The organism is Thiococcus pfennigii, from assembly GCF_016583835.1.
GTDB classification, from domain to species: Bacteria; Pseudomonadota; Gammaproteobacteria; order Chromatiales; family Chromatiaceae; genus Thiococcus; species Thiococcus pfennigii.
Genome location: NZ_NRRW01000072.1, coordinates 1 through 13,977, shown reverse-complemented (window position 1 = coordinate 13,977; position 13,977 = coordinate 1). Strand labels below are relative to the sequence as shown.

The 13,977-nt window shown below is 68.6% G+C and carries 16 protein-coding genes; all 16 read left to right on the top strand.

The window, feature by feature from the left end:
• Positions 1–231: 231 nt before the first annotated feature.
• The gene (locus tag CKO41_RS16410) at positions 232–1,701 is read left to right on the top strand and encodes a sigma-54-dependent transcriptional regulator (protein ID WP_242464389.1); all 1,470 of its coding nucleotides are present in this window, start codon (positions 232–234) and stop codon (positions 1,699–1,701) included.
• Positions 1,702–1,913: 212 nt separating this feature from the next.
• Positions 1,914–3,005: a beta-N-acetylhexosaminidase gene (nagZ, locus tag CKO41_RS16405; protein ID WP_200254312.1), complete on the top strand. Its 1,092-nt coding sequence runs from the start codon at positions 1,914–1,916 to the stop codon at positions 3,003–3,005.
• Positions 2,986–3,543 carry a hypoxanthine-guanine phosphoribosyltransferase gene (locus CKO41_RS16400; protein ID WP_200254310.1) on the top strand — a complete coding sequence of 186 codons (558 nt, stop codon included), beginning with the start codon at positions 2,986–2,988 and terminating at the stop codon, positions 3,541–3,543. The genes nagZ and CKO41_RS16400 overlap by 20 nt, the downstream gene beginning before the upstream one ends.
• Before the next feature lie 222 nt (positions 3,544–3,765).
• On the top strand, positions 3,766–4,215 hold the full coding sequence (locus tag CKO41_RS16395) for a hemerythrin domain-containing protein (protein ID WP_200254308.1): 450 nt from the start codon (positions 3,766–3,768) through the stop codon (positions 4,213–4,215).
• 830 nt (positions 4,216–5,045) lie between these two features.
• Positions 5,046–6,080 carry an Acg family FMN-binding oxidoreductase gene (locus CKO41_RS16390; RefSeq protein WP_200254306.1) on the top strand — a complete coding sequence of 345 codons (1,035 nt, stop codon included), beginning with the start codon at positions 5,046–5,048 and terminating at the stop codon, positions 6,078–6,080.
• A gap of 110 nt (positions 6,081–6,190) precedes the next feature.
• Positions 6,191–7,186, top strand: a complete 996-nt coding sequence (locus CKO41_RS16385) for an FAD:protein FMN transferase (RefSeq protein WP_242464392.1) — start codon at positions 6,191–6,193, stop codon at positions 7,184–7,186.
• A 672-nt stretch (positions 7,187–7,858) separates the two neighbouring features.
• Positions 7,859–8,824, top strand: coding sequence for a 23S rRNA pseudouridine(2605) synthase RluB (gene rluB, locus CKO41_RS16380; protein WP_200383067.1), 966 nt, complete (start codon positions 7,859–7,861; stop codon positions 8,822–8,824).
• A gap of 213 nt (positions 8,825–9,037) precedes the next feature.
• The gene (locus CKO41_RS16375) at positions 9,038–9,238 is read left to right on the top strand and encodes a hypothetical protein (protein WP_200383066.1); all 201 of its coding nucleotides are present in this window, start codon (positions 9,038–9,040) and stop codon (positions 9,236–9,238) included.
• Entirely contained in the window at positions 9,225–9,431 is a 207-nt protein-coding gene (locus tag CKO41_RS16370; RefSeq protein ID WP_200383065.1) for a type II toxin-antitoxin system PemK/MazF family toxin, read from the top strand. The genes CKO41_RS16375 and CKO41_RS16370 overlap by 14 nt, the downstream gene beginning before the upstream one ends.
• A gap of 580 nt (positions 9,432–10,011) precedes the next feature.
• Positions 10,012–11,421 carry a glutamate--tRNA ligase gene (gltX, locus tag CKO41_RS16365; protein WP_200383064.1) on the top strand — a complete coding sequence of 470 codons (1,410 nt, stop codon included), beginning with the start codon at positions 10,012–10,014 and terminating at the stop codon, positions 11,419–11,421.
• The gene (locus CKO41_RS16360) at positions 11,418–11,669 is read left to right on the top strand and encodes an HI0074 family nucleotidyltransferase substrate-binding subunit (protein ID WP_200254935.1); all 252 of its coding nucleotides are present in this window, start codon (positions 11,418–11,420) and stop codon (positions 11,667–11,669) included. The genes gltX and CKO41_RS16360 overlap by 4 nt, the downstream gene beginning before the upstream one ends.
• Before the next feature lie 128 nt (positions 11,670–11,797).
• The gene (locus tag CKO41_RS16355) at positions 11,798–12,109 is read left to right on the top strand and encodes a nucleotidyltransferase domain-containing protein (RefSeq protein ID WP_200383063.1); all 312 of its coding nucleotides are present in this window, start codon (positions 11,798–11,800) and stop codon (positions 12,107–12,109) included.
• An 84-nt stretch (positions 12,110–12,193) separates the two neighbouring features.
• Complete coding sequence (locus tag CKO41_RS16350) at positions 12,194–12,652, top strand: DUF29 family protein (protein WP_200383062.1); 459 nt, start codon at positions 12,194–12,196, stop codon at positions 12,650–12,652.
• A 476-nt stretch (positions 12,653–13,128) separates the two neighbouring features.
• A complete protein-coding gene (tnpA, locus tag CKO41_RS16345; RefSeq protein ID WP_200383061.1) occupies positions 13,129–13,431 on the top strand; it encodes an IS66 family insertion sequence element accessory protein TnpA in 303 nt (100 codons plus the stop codon).
• Positions 13,431–13,793 carry an IS66 family insertion sequence element accessory protein TnpB gene (gene tnpB, locus CKO41_RS16340; RefSeq protein ID WP_200383060.1) on the top strand — a complete coding sequence of 121 codons (363 nt, stop codon included), beginning with the start codon at positions 13,431–13,433 and terminating at the stop codon, positions 13,791–13,793. Before tnpA ends, tnpB begins: the two co-directional genes overlap by 1 nt.
• A gap of 9 nt (positions 13,794–13,802) precedes the next feature.
• Positions 13,803–13,977, top strand: a 175-nt coding sequence (locus tag CKO41_RS16335) for an IS66 family transposase (RefSeq protein WP_476718492.1), incomplete at its 3' end; no start/stop codon positions are given.

Here is a 13,977-nt window from a genome sequence, read left to right as displayed (position 1 = left end):
CGGGCCGCGGCGCCGTGCGAGGGGGCGGGGTTGGGCGCGCGGGGCTAACCGGACCGCGTGTGCCGCGCGGTCATCCGCGGGCCCCTCGCGGTGGCGCACCCCAATCCGCTATCCTGCCCGTCGAGGTGTCGCGGCGCGACGGGAGACCGGCGCGTGCGCTGGCACCGCCAGCCGGCGCTAGCGGTCGCACCGCGGCCGGTCGCGCGCGACGCACAAACCGAGTGAGGCTGAATGGCCAATTCGTTACTGATCATCGAGGACGACGCGGCCTTCGGTCGCGAACTCAAGCGCCATTTCGCTGGCCGCGGTTGGGACGTGGACCTCGCGACCCGGCTCGCCGAGGCGCGCAAGGCCGTGCTGGAGGACAAGCACGACCCCCTCGTGATCATCGCCGACATGAGCCTGCCCGACGGCAACGCGCTCGACCTGCTGGAGGAGGCGCGGGCCGCGAAGGCGCCCGGCGAGTGGATCCTGTTCACGGGCTATGGCAGCGTGCCCGATTCGGTGCGGGCGTTGCGGCTCGGGGCCTACGACTTCATCGAGAAGCCCTGTCCGATTGCCCGCCTCGAACTGGTCGTCGCCGGCGCTCGGCGCAGCGGACTCGCCCAACGGCGCCTGCGCTTCCAGGGCGCCGACGGCAGCCGCCGCTACACGCCCCAGTCCTACATCGGCAGGAGTGCGATCACCGAACGGACCCGCCAGATGATCGCCAAGCTCGCCCAGGTGCCGTTCAGCGCCCTGATCATCGGCGGCGAGACCGGCACCGGCAAGGGCCTGGTCGCTCGGATCCTCCACCACTCCGGGCCGCGCGCCGACGGCCCGATGGTCGAGGTCAACTGCGCCGCCCTGCCGCGCGAGCTCCTCGAGTCGCAGCTCTTCGGCCACGAGGCCGGCGCCTTCACCGGCGCCAAGGGGCGCCACCGCGGCTACATGGAGCAGGCCCACGAGGGCACCCTGTTCCTCGACGAGATCGCCGAGATGGACCTGGAGCTCCAGACCAAGCTCCTCACGGTGCTCGAGGACCGCCGCCTGCGCCGCCTCGGCGCCGAGAAGACCATCGACATCGACGTCCAGATCATCGCCGCGAGCAACCACAGCCTCGATGAGCGAGTGCGCGACGGCCGCTTCCGCAGCGATCTCTTCCACCGCCTGAGCGTCTTCCGCCTCGAGCTGCCGCCGCTGCGCGATCGACTCGACGACCTCGAGGAGCTGGTCACGGCCCTGATCGACGAGTACAACGCCCGCAGCGGGCGCCGCGTGCGCCGCGTACCGGCCGAGGCCTATCGGGCGATGCGCGACTACGACTGGCCCGGCAACGTCCGCGAGCTGCGCAACGTCGTCGAGCGCGCCGTGTTGCTCGCCGACGGGGAGGTCTTCCCGGTCGAATGGATGCAGCTCGGCCACGGGACCGGCCGGGCACGCCGCGGTCCGGACGTCGACGGCGATCGCCTCATCATCCCGCTCGACGGCAGCATGGCCCTCGACGAGATGGACAGCTACATCATCCGCACCGCGCTGGAACGCACCGGCTACAATGTCACGGCCGCCGCCCGCGCCCTGGGCACCACCCGCGAGACGCTACGCTACCGCGTCCAGAAATACCAACTGATGGACGGGCGCGGCAAGGAGGCGGATCGGGTCGATGATCCCGCCAACGCCCACCCCCCGTCCCCGGCCGCCGACGAGGCGCCGATCGGATAGCCGACGGGATCGCCCGCCGATCGGCCGCGTCCGCATGCCCGCGCTGACCCAATGGAGCCGTCGTGCTGTCCTCGATGCCGCGCCTGACAAGCCCGGGCGACCTGTGCTACAAAACGCCAGCCCTCACCCAGCGCGGAGCCGCCTGAGTTGACCCCATCGATGAACCCCGCCGCGCTCGGCGCGATCCCGACCGATCGGCGAGGAGATCGACGTTGACCCTCGGCCCCGTGATGCTCGACCTCGCCGGTCCAGAGCTCGGTCCAGAGGATCGCGAGCTGCTCGGCCATCCGGCCGTCGGCGGGGTCATCCTGTTCAGCCGCAACTTCGTCGACCCGGACCAGGTCAGGGCGCTCACGCGCGCGATCCACGCGGTGCGCGAACCGCACCTGCTGATCGGCGTCGACCAGGAAGGCGGGCGGGTGCAGCGTTTCCGCGAGGGCTTCACGCGACTGCCGCCGGCCGGGCGGATCGGCGCCCTCTACCGCGACCACCCGGCGCGCGGCCTGCGCGCCGCCGAGCGGCTCGGCTGGCTGATGGCCGCGGAGCTGCGCGCCGTCGGCGTGGACTTCAGCTTCGCCCCGGTCCTCGATCTGGACCGCGGTCTCAGCCAGGTCATCGGCGACCGCGCCTTCGGCGACTCGCAGGCGGCCGTCACCGAACTGGCCGTGGCCTGGATGCGCGGCGTGCACGCGGCCGGCATGGCCGCCGTTGGCAAGCACTTTCCCGGCCACGGCGGCGTCGCGGCCGATTCGCACGCCGAGCTGCCCCGCGACGACCGACCGCTCGAGGTGCTGCGCCGCGCCGACCTGGCGCCGTTCGCGCGCCTGATCGACCACGGCCTCGAGGCCATCATGCCGGCCCATGTCGTCTTTCCGCGGATCGATCCGCAACCGGCCGGCTTCTCGTCCTTCTGGCTCCAGACCCTGCTGCGCCGCGAGCTCGGCTTCCAGGGTGTGATATTCAGCGACGACCTCTCGATGCAGGGGGCAGCCGACGTCGGCGATCACCGCGGACGCGCCGACCTGGCCCTCGCGGCCGGCTGCGACATGATCCTGATCTGCAACGACCGCGCCGCGGCGCTCGAGGTGATCGAGGGCCGCGGCCCCCATGAGGATCCGACCATCTGCCTGCGCCTGTTGCGGATGCATGGCCGCCGGGCGCTCGACGGCACGGCCCTGCACCTGGACCCGCGCCGGCAGGAGGCCTTGCACAGCCTCGCCGAGCTCGAACCCTACGGCCTGCCGTCGTTGGACCTCGAAGACCCGACAAGCCATGGGAAGCAACATGAAACTGACCGACGCTGATTACGCCGCCGTCGCCGGACGGGCCGAGTGCCTGGTCACCGGCGAGGAGATGGACCGGATCCTCGACCGCCTCGCCGGCGAGGTGACCGAGGCCCTGCACGACAAGGACCCAGTCGTCCTCTGCATCATGACCGGTGGGATCATCGCCGCCGGCCAACTGCTGCCACGCCTGGACTTTCCACTGCGCCTGGAGTACGCACACCTCACCCGCTACCTTGGCGCCACCAGCGGCGGCGAGCTCGAGTGGCGCCACCGCCCGAGCGAGGCGGTGCGCGGCCAGCACGTCCTGATCGTCGACGACATCCTCGACGAGGGGATCACGCTGCATGCGCTGCGCGAGGCCTGCGAGGCCGACGGCGCCCTGAGCGTGCGCAGCCTGGTACTCGTCGAGAAGGAGCGCCCGCGCGCCGTGCCCTGCCGCGCCGATTTCGTCGGCGTACACCTGCCGAACCGCTACCTCTATGGCTACGGCCTCGATTACAGGCACTACTTCCGCAACGCCCGTGGCATCTACGCCGTCGCCGACGTCGACATCTGACGACGGGGCGCGCCGCGCGGCCCGGGTACTTGTCTACAAGCTAATATTCTTAAAGGCTTTTTGACTCCTCGTCCCGTTTCCGTAAATAATATCCCACGGACCCGGCGCCCGCGATCTGTCGACCCTGCAACGGGGGAGATCGAGCGGACGACCGGGCGCGGCGTGGCCTTCGGCCGCGGCCGGCATCGTCCAGACAACGAAATAGACGAAGAGGATGGATTTATGCAAACGCTCGACGGCTATCGCCAGAGTCACTCGGAACTACGCCAGATGATCGACGACCTGCGCGCGATCATGACCAGGGACCAGCTGAAGATCCGACCCAATGCGAAGACCGCCTATGAACTGCTCTGCGATCTCGGCGAGAAGATGAAGGGGCACCTGGCCGAAGAGGACAAGCGCCTCTACCCGAACCTGCTGATCCACGAGGACCCGAGGGTCAAGTCGATCGCCTGGGGCTTCATCAGCGGGGAGAAGCCGTTGCGCAAGGGCTTCGACGACTACTACAAGCGCTGGCTGAAGGACTGCGATTTCCAGTTCACCGAGGAGTTCCTAGAAGAGACCAACGAGGTCTTCGACATGATCTCCCAGCGCATCGATCGCGAAGAGCAGGTCCTGCTCCCGAAGCTGATCGAGATCGGCGTGCTCTCGGAGGCCTACAGCGCCGCCTGACGGTCCGGCCCCGGCAACCATCGGCACGGGCCCGTCGATCGGGTTAGGCGAGCCCGGCACGGCGGTCGCTGAGAATGAATAGGCCAGCACGCGCCGTAACCCGACAGCGGTCTCCGTCGGGACCGCGTCACCGGCCGTCGGGTTACGCCCCGCGGGGCTCACCCGACCTACGGCCCCGGCGACCATCGGCACGGCCCGTCGGTCGGGTTAGGCGTGCCGGCCCGGCGGTCGCCGAGAAGGGACGGGCCCGCGCGCGGAGGCCGTAGCCCGGCAGGCGGCTGCCTGTTTCGCATCGACCCGACCGCCGCTGCGGTCCGCCACCCCGACGAATGCACCTGTCGTTTGCGCGGCCCCTCGGTCGGGTGGATGCGGCATCTCCCCGCACGCGGCGAGTGGCCCCGCTGATATTTTCGAGACGCTCCTAGGTTAGAATGCGGCGATGGCGCGCGACGCCCAGACGAGGGATCCGGGCGCGACCCTTGGATGATGCGAGCCGTTCGATGAGGGCCACGCACTACCCGATATACGCGAAGGGGGCCGGTTGACGGGTCCTTTGCGTGTTTCTTTGGTTTTGCCCCGTCTCGAGCGGCCTCCTTCGCCTTTCGAGCACATCATTCCACCGCTAAGGCGATTGCCGGAAACAAACCGACCGGATGACGCCGGACTTTCGCTTGTCTTCAAGGAGCGAGCGCAGGAGCATAGCCCAGCTCTGTGAGTGCGCCCGCGACACAGAAGACGGGCGAAAAGACAAGCCAGACGGTAGGTTTGTTGACAGAAATCGCCTAAACCCCCCTGACGTCCCACCTCCTGGCACGAGACGAATCCACAAGATGGCATCGGCAAAAGACTATGACGCGGCGGCCCGCAAGATCCGCGAACTCGGCCCCGAGCCGCCCCCGGGCACGCTCGACACGAGAAGGCTCGTGCACCTGGCGACCCTCGCCGCCTCCAGCCACAACTCCCAGCCCTGGAAGTTTCGCATCGAGCGCGACCGCATCACGGTCCTGCCCGATTACACGCGGCGGATGCCCGTCATCGACACCGACGACAGCCAACTCTTCCACAGCCTCGGTTGCGCGGTCGAGAACCTGGTGCAGGCCGCCGCCGCCCAAGGCTACGACGCCGAGGCGAGCTATTCGGCCGCCGTCGACGGCGTCGTCGTGAACCTGGAACGCTCCGCCTGGGCCAAGGCCGGTGACCTGTATGCGGCGATCCCCGCTCGCCGCTGCGTGCGCAAGGTCTACGACGGCCACCCCCTCGGGCGCGCCGAACTCGCCAAGCTGACCGGGATCGGGCGCGGGGGCCGCTCCCAGACGCTGATCCTCGTCACCGACGCCGCGAAGGAGGCCGTTGCCGAGTTCGTCACGCAAGGCAACGCACTCCAGCTCACCGACCGCGCCTTTCGCCGCGAACTCGCCGCCTGGATGCGCTTCAACCACGGGGAGGCGCTGCGCCGCGGCGACGGCCGTTCGGCGCGCGCGACCGGCCGCCTCGTGCCGCTGCCCGGCCTGCCGGCGCGGCTGATGACCAAGCAGATCTTCGATCCGGAGAGCCAATCCACCCGCGACGCCAAGCAGATCCGCAGCTCGGCCGGGATCGCGGTGTTCGTCGCCGGCGAGCAGGACAAGGCGACCTGGGTCGATGTCGGCCGCGCCTGCCAGCGCTTCGCGCTTCAGGCGACCGCGCTCGATATCCGCACCGCCTTCATCAACCAACCGATCAAGACCAAGGCGCTCCAGTCGCAGTTCGAGGAATGGCTTCAGCTCAAGGGCGAGCGCTCCATGCTGATGCTGCGCTTCGGCCACGGTCCGAAGGCCCCCTTCAGTCTGCGCCGGCCGCTCGACGACGTCATCGTCGCGGCCTGACGGATCGGGCACCCGGACCAGCGGCGATGATGCGCCACACCACCGCCTGCGGGCGCGCCACCCGCCCCCGTCTCGGCCCGTTGCGGCCGACGCCGGGCTGGACCGCACTGATGCTCGTCGCCGCGCTCGGCCTCGCCGGCTGCGGCGACCCGCTCGACCCCTTGCTGGAGGTCACCGGGCCGACGATGGGGACCTTCTATTCGGTGAAGGTCGCCCGTCCGCCCGCCGAGCTGACGACCGAGACGCTGCGGGAGACGGTCACGACCGTCCTCGACCAGGTCATCGCCGAGATCTCGACCTACGACCCGACCTCCGAGCTCTCGCGCCTGAACGCCGATCCGACGACCGACTGGGTGCCGGTGTCCGCCGAGCTGCTCGACGTCGTCGCGGAGGGCCAACGCATCAGCGAGCTGAGCGGCGGCGCCTTCGACATCACGGTCGGCCCGCTCGTCAACCTCTGGGGCTTCGGCCCCGAGCACCGCGACGGGACGGTCCCGGACGCCGCGGCGATCGCGGCCGCGCTGGAGCGGGTCGGCTACGACAAGCTCGCGCTGCGCGCCGAGCCGCCGGCGATCCGCAAGGCGCGCGGCGACATCTACATCGACCTCTCGGCCCTCGGCGAGGGCCAAGGCGCGGCGCGCGTCGCCAGCGCGCTCGAGGCCCGCGGCGTCACCGACTACATGGTCGCGATCGCCGGGGCGATCCGCGTGCGCGGCCACAACGCCAAGGGTGCCCCCTGGGCGATCGCGATCGAGGAGCCGACGCCCGGGCAGCGTTCGGTCCACCGGATCATCGAGATCAGCGATGGCGCCCTCTCGACCTCGGGCGACTACCGCAACTTCTTCGAGGAAGGCGGCCAGCGCTACTCCCACGAGATCGACCCGAAGACCGGCCGGCCGATCGCCCACAGCCTGGCCTCGGTCACCGTGATCGACGCCGATGCGACGCGCGCCGACGGGCTCGCCACGGCCCTGATGGTCATGGGCGAGGCGCGGGGGCCGGCCCTGGCCGAGGCCGAGCAGATCCCGGCCTATTTCATCGTCCGCGAGGACGCGGGCTTCCGCGTCGTCAGCACGGCGGCCTTCCAACGCTATCTGCGCGAGTGACGTCGGGCACCCCCCTGCGCCCCCAGTTTCCAGTCGCCGTGGTCGGGTTAGGCGCGCCGGCACGGCCTTCGATGAGCAGGCACGGGCTGTGCGTGCCGTAACCCGACACCGGCCTCGCCGAGCACCGCGTTGTCGGCCGTCGGGTTACGCCCCGCGGGGCTAACCCGACCTACGGCCCCGGCGACATCGGCACGGCTGTAGGTCGGGTGAGGCGCGCCGGCACGGCCTCCGATGAGCAGGCACGGGCGGTGCGCGCCGTAACCCGACGAGCGGCTGAAAATGAAGCCCCCGTAGGTCGGGTTAGGTGCGCCGGCACGGCGGTCGCTGAGAACCAACAGCCCGCGCGCGCCGTAACCCGACACCGGCCTCGCCGAGCACCGCGTTGCCAGCCGTCGGGTTACGCCCCGCGGGGCTAACCCGACCTACGGCCCCGGCGACATCGGCACGGCTGTAGGTCGGGTTAGGCGCGCCAACTCGGCCTTCGATGAGCAGGCACGGGCGGTGCGCGCCGTAACCCGACGGGCGGCCGCATGTGTCACGGTAAACGACTGAATATGAAGCGAAGCGAGGATCGCATTTTCGCTTCGCGTCTGGACGGACCGCTGGACAGCCACTATCCTCGTCTCCCCGCAGGCGAACTCCCCGCCTCCCCTATCGCGAAGCCATCCCGACATGAGCAAGCCCCCGCCCCCCGGCCGTCGCCCGGGACACACCACCCGCACCCGCCGCGCCGCGCCCACCGCACCGGCCGAGCCCGTGCGGCTGCAGAAATACCTCGCCGAGCTCGGCCTGGGCTCGCGCCGCACGATCGATGGCTGGATCGCCGAGGGCCGGGTGCGGGTCAACGGCCGCCCGGCCAAGCTCGGCGAGCGCGTCACCCGCGCCGATCGCATCCGCGTCGACGGCCAGGAGATCGCCCCCAGTCGCCAGCAGGTCAAGGCAGCCGCCGGCGGCCCTCAAGTCATCGCCTACAACAAGCCCGAGGGCGAGGTCGTCACCCGCCACGACCCGGAGGATCGCCCGACCGTCTTCCGCCGCCTGCCGCGCCCCCGATACGGCCGCTGGATCGCCGTCGGGCGCCTCGACCTCAACACCTCCGGCCTGATCCTCTTCACGACCGATGGCGAGCTCGCCAACCGGCTGATGCACCCCTCGCGCGAGATCGAGCGCGAATACGCGGTGCGCATCCTCGGCGCAGTCGCCCCACAGGCCCTCGCCCAGCTGACCGAGGGCGTCGCCCTCGACGACGGCCCAGCGCGCTTCGACGCCATCTCCGCGGCCGGCGGCGAAGGTGCCAACCGCTGGTACCACGTCGTCCTGCGCGAGGGCCGCAATCGCGAGGTCCGTCGCCTCTGGGAGGCCGTCGGCTGCCAGGTCAGCCGCCTGATCCGGGTGCGCTACGGCAACGTCGCCCTCGGCCCGAGGCTCTTTGCAGGCCACTGGCGGGCGCTGACCGAGTCCGAACTCGACGACCTCCTCGCCCTCGCCGGAATGGCACCGATTCGCCGCCCGCGGCGCCGCCCCCCGACCGGCGCGAGCCACCGCCCGGCTCGCCCAGACGACGCGCCGGCGAGGCGGCACGAACAGACCTCGCCCCGCCCCGACCGGACCGCGCGCCGACCGAAAGGGCGACCGTAGGCGGTGTGGGTGCGGCTTCAGCCGCATCCCAGCTCCCCCAGGACCCTGGCCTTCGTGCGGCTGAAGCCGCACCCACAGTCTCGTGATCGCCATGGCCAGACATCGCGTTGGAATCCAACGGCCTGGAGCACATCCTGTAGGTGGTCGACAGCCCGTTTCGCGACGCCAGTGCCCGCCAGACCGACCGCATGACCGCTCGAAGGAGACAGCTACATGACCCCGCAACTGGAACAGGTCCGGGAAAAACTCGAACGGCTCGCGCCCGAGCGGCTGGCCGAGGTCGAGGACTTTATCGACTTTCTGCGCGAGCGCGATCAGGATCGGCGCCTGCGCCGAGACTACGCGCAAGCCGCCGAGTCGGCATTTGCTGAGGTCTGGGACAACGACGAAGACGCTGTCTATGACGAGCTATAGCTTCGGCGACCTGGTGCTGGTGAGCTTTCCCTTCACCAACCTGCAAACCACCAAGCGGCGTCCGGCAGTCGTCATCCACAGCCGCGCTTACCACGACCGGCCAGACGTAATCCTGATGGCCATCACGAGTGCAAGACTGCGGAATTCCCGAGACCGCGCGTCGCTGCCGCACCCCCCGCGTGGCGCGTGGTAGGAGCCCGCTTGCGGGCGATCTGAGTAACGATTCAAGAACAGCCGGTCGATCTTCTGGGAACTACGAAGCACGCGAAACACGCGACAGGGCCGAGCTTACACACAAGAATCTGCCGTTTTTTCGCGACTTTCGTGTATTTCGTAGTTTCTTGTCGTCTTCGCACTGGTGTCGTTTGTTTCTGAACCCTTCCTTGGCCGCCATGAGCGCGTCGTCGTCGCCCGCAAGGGGGCTCCTACGGTGCTCGCATCCTAGGGCAACATGAAAGCGGCCTCGGTATTTCCGCAGCGAGGCACTAGGCCATCGCCCGATACGCCGGCCCCTGCACGCGACCGCCCAGAAACAGGCCTGACCGCCGCAGTGCGCGGTCCGACCCGACGCGATCCGGCCCCCTGCCCACGCGCCGCCTGCCCGGCCGCGCGGCGCTTTTGCTAGAATCCCTCGCACCAGCCGACACCGGCCGCGCGACGGTCGGGTCGCGACGAGGCCCGAAGCGGGGCAAGGCACGCTGAGCAATCGAGCCCCCCTGTCTCACGGGCGGCGCGCCCCGCGTATCGAACCGAGCATGCCCGAAGGATCCCCAATGACAGTCCGCACCCGCTTCGCCCCATCCCCCACCGGCTACCTGCACGTCGGCGGGGCCCGCACGGCGCTCTTCAGTTACCTCCATGCCCGCAAGCACGGCGGCCAGTTCGTGCTGCGTATCGAGGACACGGACCTCGAACGCTCGACCGCCGAGTCGGTCAACGCGATCCTCGAGGGGATGACCTGGCTCGGCCTCGACTACGACGAGGGCCCCTTCTACCAGACCGAGCGCTTCGATCGCTACAACGCCATCATCGACGAACTGCTGGAGAAGGGCCTCGCTTACCGCTGCGACTGCCCGAAGGAGCGGCTCGACGAGCTGCGTGACCGCCAGATGGCCCAGCGCCTCAAGCCGCGCTACGACGGCCACTGTCGCCATCGCGAGGTCGACCCGGGCGCGCCGCACGTGATCCGCTTCCGCAATCCGACCGACGGGGTCGTGGTCGTCAACGACCTGATCCGCGGCCGCGTGCCCTTCGGCAACGCCGAGCTCGACGACCTGATCATCCGCCGCTCCGACGGTTCGCCGACCTACAACCTGACCGTCGTCGTCGACGACGCCGACATGGGCATCACCCACGTCATCCGCGGCGACGATCACCTCAACAACACGCCGCGCCAGATCAACATCCTGCGCGCGCTCGGCCACGAGCCGCCGAGCTATGCCCACGTGCCCATGATCCTCGGCGACGACGGCGCGCGCCTCTCCAAGCGCCATGGTGCCGTCAGCGTCATCGCCTACCGCGAGGCCGGCTACCTGCCCGAGGCCCTGCTCAACTACCTGGTGCGACTCGGCTGGTCGCACGGCGACCAGGAGATCTTCTCGCTCCAGGAGATGATCGAGCTGTTCGACATCACCGAGGTCAACCGCGCCGCCTCCAGCTTCAACACCGACAAGCTCGCCTGGCTCAACCAGCACTACATCCAGCACGGCGACCCCAGGCGCATCGCCCAGCTCTTGCGCCCGCACATGGGCCGCATCGGTATCGACCCGAGCGAAGGGCCGGACCTGACCGCCGTCGTCGAGGCCCAGGCGGCGCGCGCCAAGACCCTCGTCGAGCTCGCCGAGATCAGCGCCTTCTGCTACCGCGACTTCGACGACTACGACGAGGCGGCGGCGAAGAAGCACCTGCGACCCGTCGCCCGCGAGGGGCTGGACCGGCTGCGCGCCGCCTTCGAGCTCATGGCCTACGAGGACTGGACGCCCGAGGGGCTGCATCATGCCGTCGAGCGCGTCGCCGAAGAGCTCGGCGTCAACCTCGGCAAGGTCGCCCAACCGCTGCGGGTCGCCATCGTCGGGCGCGCCGCCTCGCCCTGCATCGACCTGACCTTGCACCTGGTCGGCAAGGACGCGACGCTGCGGCGCATCGCCAAGGCCCTCGCCTACATCGACCAACGGGCGGCATGAGCGACGCGCGCCTGCCGGAGCGTATCGACGACTATCTGACGGCGCTGCGGCAGCTCGAGCGCGCCTTGGAACAACCGTTCGACGAGTTCCTGCGCGACTCGGTCATCCAGCGATTCGAGTTCTGCTATGAGCTCGCCTGGAAGATGCTCGAGCTGCGTCTCCAGGTCGAAGGCATCGAGGCCCTGACACCGCGGCGCGCGATGCAAGAATCCTTGCAGGCCGGCCTCATCCGCGACGGCAACGGCTAGACCGAGATCCAGCGCTACCGCCATCTCACCAACCGCACCTACGATGAGCACCTCGCCGACGAGGTCTACACCTTCATCGCCTCGCGGGCGCTGGACTTGCTGCGCGAGCTCGCCGAGGAGGCCGGGCAGTGGCGGGCGACGACCTGAGATTCGGCCTGTCCCGGCGGATCCGCGAGGACCTGAGCGGGGTCTTCGCCGGCTACCCCGAGATCGAGCGCGTCCTCATCTTCGGCTCGCGCGCCGATGGGACCTTCTCGGACGGCTCGGACATCGATCTCGCGATCGTCGCGCCGACCATGTCCAGCCAGCGCTTCAGCCAACTCTGGGGCGCCATCGACGCGCTGTCGATCGTCTTCAAGATCGACCTGCTACACTGGGACCGGCTGACCGACGAACCGCTCAAGGTGAAGATCCTCACGAGGGGTCACCGGTTCTTTTGAGCATCTTCCCAGGCCAGCGGCCTGCCACCTGAGCAGGACGCTTCTGCCAATGCATGACTGCCCGCCAAATCGAGGTGGACAACGGTGGCGACGCACTACGATCAGGATTTCTTCACCTGGACCCAAGAGCAGGCTGACGCGTTGCGCGCCAGACGGTTCGAGACGCTCGACCTAGCTCACTTGGCCGACGAGATCGAAGACATGGGGAGATCCGAGCAACGCGCCCTCGCCTCGCGACTGGCGATCATCGTCGCCCATTTGCTGAAGCTTCAGGTACAAACAGAGCGGACGCCAACCAATGAGAAGAGTTGGCGCAACTCCGTCGCAACGCAGCGCCGTCAAGTACAGCGCTATCTGCGCAAGAATCCTGGCCTGAAGAAACCAACGATCTTGATCGAGGTTCTGGAATCGGCTTGGGACGATGGGCGAGATTTGGCCATCCGGGAAACCGGCCTCGACCCCGACCGATTTCCCGTCAAGCCTGCCTATTCGCTGGATCAGCTCATCGACGACGGCTATTGGCCGAGTCGCGATCAGGGATAGGCAAAAACCGGCATTGAGCACATCATTCCGATGCCGTCGCTGATCTACGTGAGAAAGATATCTCGCGCAGAGACGCAAAGACGCAGAGAAGGAGAAGAGGAGAAGAGAATCGCACCGGCGGCATTGACCAATGCCCGTTCTTCACTTTGCGCCTCTGCGCCTCTGCGCCTCTGCGCGAGCCTCTTCTATTTGTCCCTCTGCGCGAGCCTCTTCTCCCCAGACGGGCTCTCTGCCACGTAGGTTGGGTTAGGCGCGCCATCTCGGGCCTCGCGGTCTTGGTGACGCGCTGGATGCGCGCCGTAACCCAACGTCGCCATGGTCTCCTATTTGCCGTGTGTTGCCTTACTCGACACACCGGTCACCAAGATCGTCCGCATGTGGACACATTACGGTAACCGGTAAGGGGCTGGCGTTCTTCTCCGCCCGCGCGAGATGCGGACAATGGCTGCTGTCATCGATCACGACAGGAGACCACCATGGCCACGACCCCCCGCGTGCGACGCAGCCGCGCCGACTGGCAAGCCGTCATCTCCCGCGCCGAGCGCAGTGCTTTGAGCACCGCCGCCTTCTGCGCGGCCGAAGGCATCAGCACCACCAGCTTCTATCTTTGGCGCAAGCGCCTGCGCGGCATGGCCCCGAGCGTGCCCGAGCCGCATGGGCCGCCCCCTGAGTTTCTCGATCTTGGCGAGCTGTCGAGGCCGGCGAAGACGGGCGCCGCATCCTGGGACCTCGAGCTCGACCTGGGCTCCGGTGTCGTACTGCGTCTGAGGCGTGGGTAATGTTCTTCCCCGAAGGTCGCGTGCGGGTCTTTCTCCACGGCCGCCCGGTCGACATGCGCAAGTCCTTCACCGGTCTGATCGCCCTGACCCAGCAGGCATTGGCTCAGGATCCGCTGTCGGGGCATCTGTTCGTCTTCGTCAACCGCCGCGGTGATTATCTGAAGGTCCTCTACTGGGACCGCAGCGGCTTCTGTCTGTGGTGCAAGCGCCTGGAGCGCGGACGCTTCATCAGTGATTGGCGCCGGCGCCAGGATCAGGAGCTCGATGTCACCGGTTTGCGGCTGCTGTTGGAGGGCATCGAGCCGGCGCGACGGCGTCTGCGCTATGCACGAGAAGGTGAAAAGAGAACCGCAATCTGGTAGAATTCCCTCATGACATCAGAGGCTTGTGACATCGTCGACGCCCCGCCGGAGTGGGCTGCCGAGCGCGCGGAATTGCTCGCGCGCATCGCCCAGCTCGAGCAGCAGCTGGCCTGGTTTCAGCGCCAGATCTTCGGCGAGAAGTCCGAGCGTCGCCATGGCGAGCCACCCCCTGAGCAGATGTCTC